A 13,124-nucleotide genomic window follows, 5' to 3' on the forward strand; every position below is an offset into this window, starting at 1 on the left:
ATGAGCCGGAAGGCCGCCGGACTCACGCCGGGGGCGTCCAGGCGAGGCCCGACAGCTCGGGCGGGCGCACCGGGATCGGCCGCGGGAAGCCGGTGCAGGTCAGCTCGAGCAGGTTGCCGGCAGGGTCGTTGAAGTAGACCGAGGCCTGGCCGGGGAAGCCGAGCTGCAGCGGGCCCTCGGTCGGGACGCCGTGGGCGTGGAGGCGGGCCTGGAAGCGCAGCAGGTCGCGCGGGGCCACGCGGAAGGCGTGGTGCGGGTGGCCGCGCAGGGGCGCGCGCTGGCCGTCGCGCTGCAAGAAGAGATCGATGCGGGTGGCGCCGCCGAGGTAGATCGAGACGTGGAAGGTGCCGTCGCCGCCCTCGGGCGCCGGCGGGCGGCCGAACCGCGCCAGGGCGGCGGCGTCGACCTCCAGCAGGAACACGCCGCCGAGCACGTCGCAGTAGAAGCGGCGGGCGACCGCGAGGTCGGTGACCGGGATCGTGACGTGGTCGAGCTGGCGCAGGCGCGGCCGCCCGAGGCTCCCGAGCACTCGACGGGCGCGCACTGCGGCGGTCCAGGTAGTGAAGGCGGCGGCGATCGCTCGGTTGCGCAGGGCTGTCAGCATGGGTCCTCCGAGGTTTTCAATCATTTGATTGAATCAGATGATTGGACGTCTACGCCGGGCCGCCGGGGCCGTCAAGTCGCTTGACCGCGAGCGGCGCCGCGCCTACCGTCGAGCGGCGAGATGGCCAAGAACGGCGAGGGCAAGCGCGGGCGGACGGGCGGCGCGGGCCGGGTCGGTGCGTCGGAGCGGAAGCCGGCGGCCCGCGCGGTCCGGGGGACGAAGCGGCCCGGGGAAGCGCGCGGACAGGCCGAGCCCGGCGAGGAGAGGCGGACCGCAAAGCCGGCGCGGCGCGGCAGCGCGACGGACGAGAGCGAGGACGGGCGGACGGGCGAGCGGGCCCGACGCGAGGCGCTCGGCAAAGCGGTCGGGGCGACGGGGAAGCAGATGCGGCGCGGCGGCGCGACGGACGAGAGCGAGGACGGGCGGACGGGCGAGCGGGCCCGACGCGAGGCGCTCGGCAAAGAGGTCGGGGCGACGGGGAAGCCGGTGCGTCGCCGCAGCGGGAGGGACGAGGGCGAGGACGGGCAGACGGGCGAGCGGACGCGACGCGAGGCGACGGGCGATGCGAACACGGAGCGGCCGGCGAGCGCGCCCCGTGAGGCGGGGCGATCGCGGCCGACGCGGACGGGGCCGGACGAGCGGCGGGCGGCGCTGCTCGCTGCTGCCTACGCGACGATCGCCGATCGCGGGCTCGAGGGCCTGCGCACGCGCGAGGTGGCGGCCCGCGCCGGGGTCAACATCGCCACGCTGCACTACCACTTCGGCAGCAAGGAGGCGCTGCTGGTGGCGGTGATCGCCCACGTGCGCGACAAGTTCGTCGCTGCGAGCCAGGAGCGCGGAGGAGGACGCGGGCTGGCGGCCCACCTGACGGCCGCGGGGGAGACGTTCCGCGAGGACCGGCAGCTCGGGCGCGTGCTCGGAGAGCTGGTGCTGCGAGGCCAGCGCGACCGGGCGGCGCGGGCGGCCTTCCGCGCGCTGCACGAGTTCTGGGCGGCGATGGTCGAGTCGATCCTGCGCGACGAGATGGCCCGCGGCGAGCTGCGCCCCGACGTCGACGCGCGCGCCGGGGCCCGCGTGTTGACCTCGTTCGTGATCGGGGCGATGACCCAGCTCGGGGTCCACGCGAAGGCGTTCGAGTTCGCGGCGGTCGCCGGCGAGCTCGCGCGCTGGCTGGCGCCGCCGCCCCGCCGGGCCCGCTGAGCCGCCGCGGAGCTGCATGGCTCAAGGGCCACGTGGTGAAAGAGATGTTCTTCGCCGTCCGGCTCGGCGCGCCGGCTCAGATGTCCCTGAGGACAGGTGATTCCGCACCGTCCCGCGGCGCCTTCCGGCTGTGTCTGGCCCGGCGACCGTGAATCGCGCGCACCTCTCGTCGAACCCGCGAGCTGTCGCGCGCCGGCGAGGGTCGGCGGCGTCGGGGCGCCGACCTCTGGGCCGCCGCGCGATCACGACATGTTCGTGAAGACAGGTGACTTCGCGCCGCCCGGGGTGGGGCGATGGGCCGGACGGCGACGAACATGACTTCGGACATGTCTCTTCGGACATTCCCGAAGAGGCGTCTCACTCGCGCGGGACCAGGCCGTCGAGCACGAGCTGGAGGGCCCGGGCGGCGCGGCGGCGGCGGGCGGCGACGGAGGGGGCATGGATGACCACGGCGGAGACCATGGCGATCACGGACAGCACGTCGGCGGCCACCATGTCGCGGCGGATCGCCCCTGCGGCCTGGGCCCGGCGCAGCGGTCCAACGAGCAGGCGGGTCATGCGTCGCCGGAGCGCCTCGAGGTCGGGGGCCCGGGGCCCGGTCATCAGCGCGGGCACGAGCGCGTGGCTGGCGATCTGCTGCTCGATGATGGCCGACAGGAGGAGCGTGAAGGCGTCGGGGCGGTCGGCGTGGGCGCGGGCGAGCGCCTCGAGGGCGGCGAGGTTGTGCTCGAAGATCGCCGAGCCGAGGGCGTAGCGGTCGGGGAAGTTGCGGTAGAGCGTGGCCCGACCGACGCCGGCGCGGCGGGCGATGGCGTCGAGCGGGACGTCGAAGCCGGCCTCGGCGAACACCTCGCGGGCGGCGGCGACCAGCCGGTCGCGGTTGTCCTGGGCGTCGCGGCGGCGGCGGGGAGAGTCGTCGTGGGCGTCGTCGGCCACGGCGCGACTGTATGCCGATCCGTAAGTGGACACCAGTGTCCGGTTATGCTATCGGAAAGGACATGCAGCGGCCGTCCTCGCGCCCGCAGGAGCCCGTCGCGATCCCGAGGGTGCCGGACGGGGCCTCGCTGGCGACGCGGGTCCGGCTCGGCCTGCGGGCCCTGAACGTGCTCGAGGACGACGCCGGCGACCCGATCTAGGGGCCGCTGCTCAACGTGTGCATGGACAGCGACGTGTACCGCCGGGCGGCGACGATTGGTGAGCGCGCCAGCATGTCCTTGGGGACATCCCCCGACGCGGTGCTCGAAGAGCCGCAAAACCGCCTCCCAACCGCGTTTTCGGCCCTTCTGAGGGATTGGCGCGATCGGAGGGATCGTTGGCGCGATCGGATTGGCGGGCTCCGGCGGCCGGGGCCATCCTCCCGTCCGTGAGCCGAACGCCGGCTCCGGAAGGTCGAAGCAGAGATGTCCAAGGTATGGCTCATCACCGGGAGTTCTCGCGGGCTCGGGTCCGAGATCGTCAAGGCCGCGCTGGCGGCGGGTCACCGCGTCGTCGCCACCGCGCGCCAGCCCGAGCAGCTACACGCGCTGGTCGAACGCTACCCCGACACCGCGCGGGCAGTCGCGCTCGACGTCACCGATCCAGCAGCGGCCCGCGCCGCGGTCGCGGCGGCGGTCGAGGCGTTCGGGCGGCTCGACGTCGTCGTCAACAACGCCGGCTACGCCAACGTCTGCTCGCTCGAGGACGCGAGCGAGGCCGACTTCCGCGCCCAGTTCGAGACCAACTTCTTCGGCGTGCTCCACGTGACGCGCGCGGCGCTGCCGGTGCTGCGGGCGCAACGCTCGGGGCACATCATTCAGGTGTCGTCGATCGGCGGGCGCAGGGGCAGCCCGGGGCTCGGCTCCTATCAATCGGCCAAGTGGGCGGTCGAGGGCCTCTCGGAGGTGCTGCACACCGAGGTGCGGCCGCTGGGGATCCGCGTGACCATCGTCGAACCCGGCGGCTTTCGCACCGACTGGGCCGGGTCGTCGATGCGCAGCGACCCGATCCACGCCGATTATCACCGGAGCGTCGGCGCGTTCCAGGAGCACGTGCGCCAGGGCGCCGACGCGGCGCGCGGCGATCCGGCCAAGGCCGGGCCGGTGATCGTGCAGCTGACCGAACTCGCCGAGCCGCCGCTGCGGCTGCTCCTCGGCACCGACGCGCAATTCCTGGCGCGGGTGGTGGCGGAGCAGCGGGCGGCGGAGGACGAGCGGTGGGCGGCGCTCGGCGGCTCGACCGACTTCGACGGCCTCGGCGCCTTCGCCGACTCGCCGGTGGCGAAGATGCTGCTGGCCGTGCGACAATGACGGTGATGGCGGACCTGGTCCCCGTCCCCGGCGTGATGCTCGAGCGGCTGGCGGCGCTCGGCCTCGACGTCGCGCAGATCCTCGCGCGCGCGGGCATCTCCTCGGCGGTGCTCGGGCCGCCGCGGGGGCGCCTGACGACGGCCGAGTTCTTCGCGCTGTGGCAGGCGATCGAGGCGCTGGCCGGCTCGCGCGACCTCGGCCTGCGGCTCGGGGCCGAGGCGCTGCCGCAGAAGTTCGACATCGCCTCGACGGCCGCGCTGCACTCGGCGAGCGTCGGCGAGGCGCTGGCCAAGCTCGGCAAGTACAAGCGACTGGTGTGCCCCGAGGAGGTCACCGTGACCGTGGTCGAGGACGAGGCGCGGCTGCGGTTCCAGTGGCTGCTGGCCGAGGGCGACCCGCCGCGCTTCCTCGTCGACGGCACGTTCGCGTCGGTGATGACGATGCTGCGGCGCGGCACGCACAAGCCGCTGGTGCCGCTGCGGGTCGAGCTGACGCGCCGGCGCGGCGACGGGCCGCTGCTCACGCGGCACTTCGGCTGCCCGGTCCGCTTCGACGCACCGATCGACCTGCTGGTGCTGCCGGCGGCCGCGCTCGCCGAGCCGTTCGTCACCCACAACGCCGACCTGCTGGCGCTGCTGCTGCCGGGCCTCGACGCCGAGCTCGCGGCCCACGACCGCGGGCGCAGCCTGGCCGACGACGTGCGCCTGGCGCTGTGCCGGCGCATGTGCGGCGAGCGCCCGTCGGTCGACAAGGTCGCCCGCGATCTGCGGGTCAGCCCGCGCACGCTCCAGCGGCGGCTGGAGGAGGCCGGCACGAGCTACCAGCGGCTGCTCGACGAGGTGCGCGACCAGTCGGCGCGGCGCCTGCTCACGCGCACCGACCTCGACGCCAGCCAGGTCGCGTTCCTGCTCGGGTTCGAGGAGCTGAACTCGTTCACGCGCGCGTTTCAGCACTGGGCGGGGACGACGCCGACGCGCTTCCGGGCCCAGGCGCGGGCGCCGTGAGCGCCGGCTGGTGAATCCGCGGGGTGTGGTGATTCGCAAATGACGGCACCCGGCGCGTCGCGGGCGACGGCCGGGTGCGTGGGGACGGACGGGTATGATCAATCGTCGTGATCGTGGCCGTGGCCGTGGCCGTGGCCGTTGCCGCAATCGTCGTCGTCGTCGTCATCGTCGTCGTCGTCGTCGTCGCTCTCGTGCTTGTCGAAGGTGCTGGTGATCAGGGCGCGGTGGTTCTTGAGCGAGCCGCAGTCCTGGATCGTCTTCGGCTTGCCCTTCTTGTCGAGGAAGCAGGCCGGGTAGTGGCCCTCCGCCTTGAGCGACTGCATGCGGATGTCGTTGAGGCAGTAGGCGCCGTCCGGGGTCCACTCGGCCTCGATGAACCATTCGGTGGTCGGCTCCTCGATCTGCGGGGTCAGGTGGTCCCACAGGTCGATCGCGTTGCCGTTGATCGTCCACGGCTCGCCGTTGCCGCAGTAGTCGGCGCGGGCCATGCGGGTGCACGCCTGGTGGTAATCGACCAGCGACACCGGCCCGCACTTCTTGCCCTTCTCGTAGTCCTTGCAGCGGGTCGCGGTCGCCCACGGGCGATAACCCCACAGGGTACACTTGGCCAGCACCGCGTTCTTGCAGGCGAAGGTGATGACGTTGTCGTCGTCGACGCGATCGCCGGTCTCGAGGTTCCAGTAGTTGTGCAGCGGCACGGCCGGCACCGGCTGGTTGTTCTCGTCGACGCACAGCGACTTCCACTGGCCGCCGTTCTTCGGCCGGTGCACGATATCGTAGAGGTAGACGTCGTCCTGCTCCTCCGACTGGTAGATGTTGTCGAAGCGCAGGACGTAATCCTCGTAGGAGTCGACGCCGTCGATGTGGGTGCCGACGTGCAGCGTCCACTCCGAACCGATGAAGTCGGCGCCCGTGACGGTGACGAGCTTGCCGTTCTTGAGGGTCTTGCCGGAGAACAGGGTGCCGTTGAGGACGGGGCCGTTGAGCACCGGGCCGTTGAGCACCGGGCCGTTGAGCTTGATTCCGTTGAGGACGGGGCCCTGGAGGACGGGGCCGTTGAGCACCGGGCCGTTGAGCACCGGGCCGTTGAGCACCGGGCCGTTGAGGATCACGCCCTGGAGGACCATGCCGTTGAGCACCGGGCCCTGCAGCACCGGCCCGTTCAGCACCACGCCGTTGAACTCGGTCTCGCGGGCATCCACCGCTTCGGCGGCGCCGTCGGTGCCCTCATAACACGACGCCCCGAGACACAGCATCGAGGCCACCAAGATTACGCGATTCGAGTCCGTCATAACGCCCCTCCCATTCACCCAGCCACCCTACCACGCCGACATGATCGCCAGGAAATGGTTTTTGCGGGCCGCGACGGCCGGCTATTCGCTGCGGCCGGGGGGCGTGTCTTACATATGCATAGAGTCGCCGCGCGGCCGCATGCCTGCAACATTGACGTCATACGTTCCATCGTTGCTCCAGCGGGGAGACTCTGATGATATGGTCAATTGTCCGGTCGGACATATGTCCGAAGTGAGCCGTCGAAATGGTGTGTCCCGATGAATCAGCATTCGGGGGTGACAGGCATCATTCACGGCGGCCTCATGCGCATTGTGGCGCCTCGGCGGGTCGGGCCTGCGGGGTGCGGCTCGGACCTCTGCGCCGCCGGGCGCACCTTTCACGACCGATGAACACGGCTTGCGGCGCGCGGCCTTCGCGACGCGGGCACGGAGGGCCGCGGGCCGCCTCGGCGCCGACCCCCGAGCACAACCATGACCCGACGGCGCGCCGCGTGTGCAATGCGGTTCGCGCGGGCCTGTGAACGATGATTCTCCCGCCGATGCGGGGCGGGATCTCCCTTTACGAGCGGAACACGATGTCCTCGCGGGAGAACCAGCGGGCGCAGGCCACCATGCCTCCGGCCGCCAGCAGCAGCAGCGAGGCGAACGTCAGCACGAGGTACAGCGGCTCGGCGGTGCCGGCGATGATCTCGCGGGTCGCCAGGGAGACGTTGAGCACCGGGACCAGGGCGGTGACGGGGCCGAGGCGGACGCCCGGGGCCAGGGCGATCGCGGCGGGGACGACGACGACGATCATCAGCGGGCTGATGACGCTCATCGCCTCCTTGTAGGAGCGGGCGTAGAGCGACAGCATCAGCAGGGCGGCGGCGAAGAACACGCTGAGCGGCAGCAGCAGCGCGAGCACCAGGGCGATCGTGCCGGGGGCGAGGATGCTCTGGATGGCCGAGAGGATCGCCGGCGGGATGCCCTCGACGCCCTGCTGGACGCTGACGTACATGCCGACGGTGGCGAGCAGCGCCGAGGTGAAGCCGGTGAGGGTGACGACTGCGAACTTGCCGAGGGCGATCTGCAGGCGGCTGGCCGGCGACGACAGCAGGGTCTCGAGGGTGCCGCGCTCCTTCTCGCCGGCGGCCAGGTCGATGGCCGGGTACATGCCGCCGGTGAAGCAGAAGATGATGAACATGTACGGCAGGAGGCCGCCGAGCAGCTTGCCGAACAGCTCGCGCGAGCTGACGACGTCGGTCCGCTGGACCTCGATCGGGTCGATCGAGCGCGGCTCGATGCCGAGGCCGCGCAGGCGCTCGTCGAGCAGCTTCTGCTCGAAGCGGCCGAGCGCCTGCTCGATGCGGGTGCGCGGGATGTCGAAGTCGTCGCTCGACTTGTGCAGCAGCTGCACCGGCGCCGGCTGGTGCGCGGCCACTGCGGCGCCGTAGCCGGCCGGGACGACGATCGCGGCGTCGAGCTCCTCCGAGCGCACGCGCTCGGGCAGGGCGATGACGTCCTGGACCTCGGTGATTTTCAGGCCCGGCTCCTGGCGCAGGTACTCGGCCAGGCCCGAGCCGCGGCCGCCGGGGCCCGCCTCGGCGTCGGCGACCGCGACCTCGAGCGTCTTGTCGCGCGCCTCGGCGGCCCGCGACTGCGAGAACTTGGCCATGCCCACCATGATCAGCGGGAACAGCAGCAGCGGCACGACGACCATCGCCACCAGCGTGCGGCGGTCGCGGAGGGTGTCGCGCAGCTCCTTGCGGAAGACCACCAGCGCCGGCGAACTCATGACAGGCCCCCCTCGGCGGCGTCGATGAGCCGCACGAACTCGTCCTCGAGCGTGCGCCGCTGGCCGTGCTCGTCGACGGCGCGGGCGAGGACCTCCTCGAGGCCGCCCATCGCCAATACGCGGCCGCGGTGGAACACCGCCAGGTCGTCGGCCAGCATCGTCACCTCGCTCATGATGTGGGTCGAGAACAGGACCGTCTTGCCCTGGGCGCGGCAGTTCTGGATGAGCTGGATGATCGCCCGCGCGGCGATGACGTCGAGCCCGGAGGTGGCCTCGTCGAACACGACCACCTCGGGGTCGTGGATGATGGTGCGGGCGATCGCTACCTTCTGCTTCATGCCGGTCGACAGCTGCCCCGCGCGCCGGCCGGCGTAGGCGTCGATGCCGAGCGCGGCGAACAGCGTGTCGCGCCGGCGCTTGTAGTCGGCCGCCCCGACGCCGTGGAGGTCGGCGGCGTAGCGCACGTTCTCCTCGGCGGTCAGGCGCTCGTAAAGCTTGGTCGAGCCGGTGAGGAAACCGAGCTTGCGCCGGGCGGCGACCGGGTCGGCCAGGGCGTCGACGCCGGCGATCGAGATCCGCCCGCCGTCGGGGCGGAGCAGGGTGGCGATCATGCGCAAGACTGTGGTCTTGCCGGCGCCGTTCGGGCCCAGGAGCGCGAATACGCGTCCGGGTGAACAACGGAAACTGGCGCCCGCGACCGCCTGGAGGCTCGAAAGGTTCGCGGCTCCAGGAACCGAGGCAGGAGCATTGGCGGGAGCGGTAGACCCCGCGGCGGCCAGCTCCCGCCGTTGCTGGCGCGAGATCGGGAAGGACTTGGTGAGATCGACGACTTCGATCATCCGGGGGCTCGTTGACTGTAGCAGCGGGGCGCGGATATGGATACTACCCGTGTCGCGTCGCATCGTTTTCCCCCTCGCCGCGCTGCTCCTGACGCCGGCCTGCAAACAACAGCAGATCGCTACCGCCACCCCGGTCGACGAGCTCCCCCCGCTCATCATCCCCACCGAGCTGCGCGTCGACGCCGGCTCGATGGGCTCCGGCGGCGGTGATACGCGGATCGCCAGCAACGACGTCCATGACGGCGGCGGCTCGGGCGGCTCCGATTGGCGGTCCACCGGCGACGAGCCGACCAAGCGCAACAGTGGTGGCGGCGGCAGCAAGGCCAGCGCCGGCGCGATGGTGTCGGCGTCGCCCCAGCCGACCGCGTATGCGCTGATCGTCGGCATCGAGAAGTACCGCGACGTGACGCCGGCCGGCGGCGCCCGCACGGACGCGGAGAAGTTCGCCGAGCTGGCCCGGGTCACCCTCGGCGTGCCCGAGGACAACATCAAGGTGCTGCTCGACGACCGCGCCAGCCGGACCGACATCGCCAAGCAGATGCGCTGGCTGCAGGCCAACGTGCCCAGCGGCGGCCGGGTGTACTTCTATTTCAGCGGCCACGGGGCGCCCGAGCCGACCTCCGGCGTCAGCTACATCGTGCCGTTCGACGGCGACCCGCAGTACCTCAAGGACACCGCGATCCCGATGACCGAGGTGCTCGGCGACCTCGAGAAGACCAAGGCGAAGGACGTGCTGGCGCTGGCCGACTCGTGCTTCTCCGGCGCGGGCGGCCGCTCGGTCCTGGCCCCGGGGACACGTCCGCTGGTGCGCGTCGAGGACGTGAAGCCGCAGACCCGCGTGGCCATGCTGTCGGCCTCGTCGGGCGCCGAGATCTCCGGCCCGGCCGCCGACGGCTCCGGCGGGCTGTTCTCGAAGTACCTGATCGAGGCGATCGGCAGCGGCCAGGGCGACATCAACGGCGACGGCCAGATCTCGCTCAAGGAGCTGGCCGAGTGGATCGGCCCCCGCGTCAAGCGCGAGGCCAAGAAGGCCAACCGCGAGCAGACCCCGCACCTGACGCTCGGCAAGAAGCTCAGCGCCGCCGACGAGTTCATCATCTCCTGGGGGTACTCGCGATGAGCCGCGCCGCGCTGCTGACCATGGCTGTCCTCGGGGGCATGTCCCTCGGGGCATGTACGAAACAGGGCTTCCTCGCCGCGCCGAAGGCCGACGGCGAGATGGCCGAGAAGATCGGCGGGTTCTCGTCCGACACCCACTTCCTGCTCGAGCCGACCGGCGACGCCGAGGGGCTGCTCGGCCGCCAGGTGCGGGTGACCACCGCCGGGGCGTGGACGATCGCCGACGAGCGCGCGCCCGGCTGCGAGGTCCGCGTCAAGGAGTCGTCGTCGAGCTACAAGAAGAAGTACCGCGTCGGCCTCGGCGACCTGACCGCGTTCGCCGGCGGCTACAAGGACATGCTCAAGCTCGAGGCCCGCTATGGCCGCTCGGTCGAGGCGGAGTACGAGATCCAGAACGTCAAGACGCTGACCGCCGACACCGAGGGCCCGTGCGGCGAGGTGATCGTCAAGTCGGTCCGCGTCGGCTCGGGCTTCCGCAAGCTGGTCCGCTCGGCCGAGGGCGCCGCCAAGGGCCGCGTCGGCAAGGGGGGGATCGGCATCGAGGGCGGCCGCGAGGCGGCCACCGAGGCGCTCGACAGCATGGAGTGGGGCGACCCGCAGGCCTACGCGTTCGCCTACGACCGCGCGGCCCAGCAGAAGCAGTTCGACTTCTCGGTCAAGCTGCCGGAGAAGTTCGTCAACGGCGACCCGGTCCGCTTCGAGTTCGCCGCCAACGAGACCGCGTACTTGATCGCAATCGTGCTCGAAGAGACGGGCGTCGGCGCGGTGATCTATCCGAGCGACGTCGTGCAGCTGCCGACCGTAAAAGGCAAGAGCCAGCTGGTCCTGCCGAGCCCCGACGAAAAGAAGGTCGCCGCCTCGCTCCGCGACCCGCAGATGGCCGCCCGCGAGACGTTGGTGGTCTACGCGTTCACCAACCGCGAAGACTTCGACCGCTTCAAGCCGGCCGCGATGGACGCGGGTGAGGGCCTGGCCTACGCCGAGAAGCTGGAGAAGGCGCTGTCCCAGGTGCCCATCTCCCGCTGGTCGCGGGTGACGAAGTCGTACGAGATCGTGCCGAAGGATGGCGAGTGATGCTGCTGCAGGTGCCCAAGGACATGCTGTTCATGAAGAGAGAAGAGATGGGACGCAAGCTCGGCCGCGCGGCGGTGGCGATGCTCTGTGCGACGACGCTGGCGACGCCTTCGGTGGCTCGCGCGACCGAGCCCGAAGGGCCGGAGGAGCCGTCGACGGCGGAGACCTCGGAGGAGCTCAACTCCCAGGCCCAGAAGCACGCGAGCAAGGCGATCGAACATTTTAATAATGGGGCGTTCGTCGACTCGGAGGAGGAGTTCCGTCGCGTGGCCTTCTTCGCGCCCAAATGGCGGCCGCTGCACTTCAACCTGGCGGTGCTCGCGGAGGCGCAGGGGAAGCTCGGGACCGCCGTCAGCGAGTACAAGGAGTTCCGCCCGCACGGGTCGCCCGACGAGCAGCTGATCGTCGATCAGCGGCTCGACGAGCTCGGGCGGCGAAAGATGAAGATCTCGGGGGCGTACAAGCGGCAGATCGCGCTCAGCGCGACGACTATGACGCTCGGGTTCGCGGGCCTCGGCGGAGCGGCGACGGCGTTCGTGTTCTACTTCAAGCAGAAGAACGAGTACGAAGATGCGATGAAGTACAACGACTCGTTGCAGGTGGGCCAGGAAGCGCTGATGCGTGACGAGAAGGCGCCCAAGGCCGGTCTGCTCTACGCCGGCGTGTACGTCGGTCTCATCGCCCTCGCATTGGTCGGCTACTCGATCATCCCGCTGCGCAACGCCATCAAGTCGAAGAAGCAGCTGGACGGCATCAACCTCGGAAAAACTCGCCTGAGGTGGAACGGCGGGGCCGGGGCCACGCTCAGCTTCTGACCTTTCGGACATGGTGCGCAGGACATGATGCAGAGGGAAGCCGACTTGCAGACGGTCCTGCGTGCCCCGGAGAGGCGGCGCAGGTTTTTTACGACATGTTCTCCGGGGCATGCCGTGACCTCGGCCGCGCCCTCGTGGCGCTGGCGTGCGCGGGGGCGCTGGCGACGCCGTCGGTGGCCCTGGCGGTCGAGCCGGAGTGGAACGGCGGGGCCGGGTCACCCTTCGCTTCTGACCTTTCGGACATGGCTCGCAGGACATGATGCACAGGGAAGCCGACTCGCAGACGTGCATGCTCGCGCCGGTGGAGCGGGCGCAGGGGATTCTCGCCATGTTCTTCGGGACAGGTCGTAGGCTCGGCCGCGCCCTCGTGGCGCTGGCGTGCGCGGGGTCGCTGGCGACGCCGACGGTGGTCCACGCGGGCGAGCCGGAGCTGCCGGAGCCCGGGGCCGCGGAGACGTCGGAGGCGCTGAGCGACCAGGCGCAGAAGCACGCGATCAAGGCCGTCGACCACTTTAATAAGGGGAACTACGTCGACGCCGAGGAAGAGTTCCGCCGCGTCGCCTTCTTCGCGCCGAACTGGCGGCCGATGCACTACAACCTCGCGGTGCTGGCGGAGGCGCAGGGCAAGCTCAACACCGCGGTGAGCGAGTATCAGGCGTTCCGCCCGCACGCCTCGTCCGACGAGCAGATGGTGGTCGATCAGCGCCTCGACGAGCTCGGCCGGCGGCGGGTGCGGATCGCCGGCGCCTACAAGCGGCAGATCGGGCTCGGCGTGGGGACGATGGCGTTCGGGCTCGGGGCGCTCGGCGGCGGCGTGGGGATGTTCGTGGTCCACGTCCAGCGCAAGGATGCGTACGAGAAGGCGCAGGAGTGGAACTCGGAGGGCGGCATGCCGCTGATGGAGGCGGAGAAGCCGAAGGGCGGGCTGGTGGCCGGCGGCTACTGGCTCGGCCTGATCGGCTTCATCCTGACGGGCGTGTCCGTCGGGCTGCTGGTCCAGGCGGTCAAGTCGAAGCGCAAGCTCGACAGCATCGCCCTCGGCCCGACGCGCCTGCAGTGGACCGGCGGGGCCGGGGTGCGGCTGCGGTTCTGATAAGATGGCGGACAGGACAGGTCCG

Annotated in this window: 14 protein-coding genes; 9 read left to right on the top strand and 5 right to left on the bottom strand. The window is 71.1% G+C overall.

What is annotated here, in order from left to right:
* Window positions 1-22: 22 nt before the first annotated feature.
* Window positions 23-604, bottom strand: a complete 582-nt coding sequence (locus O0S08_RS08310) for a VOC family protein (RefSeq protein WP_269038492.1) — start codon at window positions 602-604, stop codon at window positions 23-25.
* 120 nt (window positions 605-724) lie between these two features.
* On the opposite strand from O0S08_RS08310, the gene O0S08_RS08315 reads away from it, so the two are divergent.
* On the top strand, window positions 725-1,804 hold the full coding sequence (locus O0S08_RS08315; RefSeq protein WP_269038493.1) for a TetR family transcriptional regulator: 1,080 nt from the start codon (window positions 725-727) through the stop codon (window positions 1,802-1,804).
* Between the two features lie 357 nt (window positions 1,805-2,161).
* Here the strand turns inward: O0S08_RS08315 and O0S08_RS08320 are convergent, their stop codons facing one another.
* The gene (locus tag O0S08_RS08320) at window positions 2,162-2,740 is read right to left on the bottom strand and encodes a TetR/AcrR family transcriptional regulator (protein WP_269038494.1); all 579 of its coding nucleotides are present in this window, start codon (window positions 2,738-2,740) and stop codon (window positions 2,162-2,164) included.
* A 62-nt stretch (window positions 2,741-2,802) separates the two neighbouring features.
* Between O0S08_RS08320 and O0S08_RS08325 the strand changes: the two genes are divergently transcribed.
* The 3 genes from O0S08_RS08325 (at window position 2,803) to O0S08_RS08335 (ending at window position 5,093) form a co-directional block, all read left to right on the top strand.
* Window positions 2,803-2,940 (top strand): hypothetical protein, encoded by a 138-nt coding sequence (locus O0S08_RS08325; protein WP_269038495.1) that lies wholly within the window; start codon window positions 2,803-2,805, stop codon window positions 2,938-2,940.
* Between the two features lie 264 nt (window positions 2,941-3,204).
* Window positions 3,205-4,089: an oxidoreductase gene (locus tag O0S08_RS08330; protein WP_269038496.1), complete on the top strand. Its 885-nt coding sequence runs from the start codon at window positions 3,205-3,207 to the stop codon at window positions 4,087-4,089.
* A gap of 5 nt (window positions 4,090-4,094) precedes the next feature.
* Window positions 4,095-5,093: an AraC family transcriptional regulator gene (locus O0S08_RS08335; RefSeq protein WP_269038497.1), complete on the top strand. Its 999-nt coding sequence runs from the start codon at window positions 4,095-4,097 to the stop codon at window positions 5,091-5,093.
* Window positions 5,094-5,191: 98 nt separating this feature from the next.
* Here the strand turns inward: O0S08_RS08335 and O0S08_RS08340 are convergent, their stop codons facing one another.
* The 3 genes from O0S08_RS08340 to O0S08_RS08350 all read right to left on the bottom strand — a co-directional run bounded on the left by O0S08_RS08340 (window position 5,192) and on the right by O0S08_RS08350 (window position 9,061).
* Window positions 5,192-6,385: an ADYC domain-containing protein gene (locus O0S08_RS08340; protein ID WP_269038498.1), complete on the bottom strand. Its 1,194-nt coding sequence runs from the start codon at window positions 6,383-6,385 to the stop codon at window positions 5,192-5,194.
* A 559-nt stretch (window positions 6,386-6,944) separates the two neighbouring features.
* Window positions 6,945-8,159 (bottom strand): ABC transporter permease, encoded by a 1,215-nt coding sequence (locus tag O0S08_RS08345; protein ID WP_269038499.1) that lies wholly within the window; start codon window positions 8,157-8,159, stop codon window positions 6,945-6,947.
* Entirely contained in the window at window positions 8,156-9,061 is a 906-nt protein-coding gene (locus O0S08_RS08350) for an ABC transporter ATP-binding protein (RefSeq protein ID WP_269038500.1), read from the bottom strand. Before O0S08_RS08350 ends, O0S08_RS08345 begins: the two co-directional genes overlap by 4 nt.
* Between O0S08_RS08350 and O0S08_RS08355 the strand changes: the two genes are divergently transcribed.
* From O0S08_RS08355 to O0S08_RS08375, 5 genes are all read left to right on the top strand, one after another.
* On the top strand, window positions 9,048-10,118 hold the full coding sequence (locus O0S08_RS08355) for a caspase family protein (RefSeq protein WP_269038501.1): 1,071 nt from the start codon (window positions 9,048-9,050) through the stop codon (window positions 10,116-10,118). The two genes, O0S08_RS08350 and O0S08_RS08355, sit on opposite strands and share 14 nt — an antisense overlap.
* Window positions 10,115-11,191 carry a hypothetical protein gene (locus tag O0S08_RS08360; RefSeq protein ID WP_269038502.1) on the top strand — a complete coding sequence of 359 codons (1,077 nt, stop codon included), beginning with the start codon at window positions 10,115-10,117 and terminating at the stop codon, window positions 11,189-11,191. Before O0S08_RS08355 ends, O0S08_RS08360 begins: the two co-directional genes overlap by 4 nt.
* Window positions 11,191-12,006, top strand: coding sequence for a hypothetical protein (locus tag O0S08_RS08365; protein WP_269038503.1), 816 nt, complete (start codon window positions 11,191-11,193; stop codon window positions 12,004-12,006). Before O0S08_RS08360 ends, O0S08_RS08365 begins: the two co-directional genes overlap by 1 nt.
* A gap of 95 nt (window positions 12,007-12,101) precedes the next feature.
* Window positions 12,102-12,266: a hypothetical protein gene (locus O0S08_RS08370; RefSeq protein ID WP_269038504.1), complete on the top strand. Its 165-nt coding sequence runs from the start codon at window positions 12,102-12,104 to the stop codon at window positions 12,264-12,266.
* On the top strand, window positions 12,263-13,099 hold the full coding sequence (locus tag O0S08_RS08375; RefSeq protein ID WP_269038505.1) for a hypothetical protein: 837 nt from the start codon (window positions 12,263-12,265) through the stop codon (window positions 13,097-13,099). The genes O0S08_RS08370 and O0S08_RS08375 overlap by 4 nt, the downstream gene beginning before the upstream one ends.
* The last annotated feature ends 25 nt before the right edge of the window (window positions 13,100-13,124 follow it).

Source organism: Nannocystis punicea (assembly GCF_026965555.1).
In the GTDB taxonomy this organism is placed as follows: Bacteria; Myxococcota_A; Polyangia; order Nannocystales; family Nannocystaceae; genus Nannocystis; species Nannocystis punicea.

Excerpts from the sequence above, each read along its gene's own strand:
- O0S08_RS08335 (WP_269038497.1), top strand. The coding sequence starts at position 4,095 with ATGGCGGACCTGGTCCCCGTCCCCGGCGTGATGCTCGAGCGGCTGGCG.
- O0S08_RS08365 (WP_269038503.1), top strand. The coding sequence starts at position 11,191 with ATGCTGCTGCAGGTGCCCAAGGACATGCTGTTCATGAAGAGAGAAGAG.
- O0S08_RS08350 (WP_269038500.1), bottom strand. The coding sequence starts at position 9,061 with ATGCGACGCGACACGGGTAGTATCCATATCCGCGCCCCGCTGCTACAG.
- O0S08_RS08315 (WP_269038493.1), top strand. The coding sequence starts at position 725 with ATGGCCAAGAACGGCGAGGGCAAGCGCGGGCGGACGGGCGGCGCGGGC.
- O0S08_RS08370 (WP_269038504.1), top strand. The coding sequence starts at position 12,102 with ATGTTCTCCGGGGCATGCCGTGACCTCGGCCGCGCCCTCGTGGCGCTG.
- O0S08_RS08330 (WP_269038496.1), top strand. The coding sequence starts at position 3,205 with ATGTCCAAGGTATGGCTCATCACCGGGAGTTCTCGCGGGCTCGGGTCC.
- O0S08_RS08325 (WP_269038495.1), top strand. The coding sequence starts at position 2,803 with ATGCAGCGGCCGTCCTCGCGCCCGCAGGAGCCCGTCGCGATCCCGAGG.
- O0S08_RS08340 (WP_269038498.1), bottom strand. The coding sequence starts at position 6,385 with ATGACGGACTCGAATCGCGTAATCTTGGTGGCCTCGATGCTGTGTCTC.
- O0S08_RS08360 (WP_269038502.1), top strand. The coding sequence starts at position 10,115 with ATGAGCCGCGCCGCGCTGCTGACCATGGCTGTCCTCGGGGGCATGTCC.
- O0S08_RS08345 (WP_269038499.1), bottom strand. The coding sequence starts at position 8,159 with ATGAGTTCGCCGGCGCTGGTGGTCTTCCGCAAGGAGCTGCGCGACACC.
- O0S08_RS08310 (WP_269038492.1), bottom strand. The coding sequence starts at position 604 with ATGCTGACAGCCCTGCGCAACCGAGCGATCGCCGCCGCCTTCACTACC.
- O0S08_RS08375 (WP_269038505.1), top strand. The coding sequence starts at position 12,263 with ATGATGCACAGGGAAGCCGACTCGCAGACGTGCATGCTCGCGCCGGTG.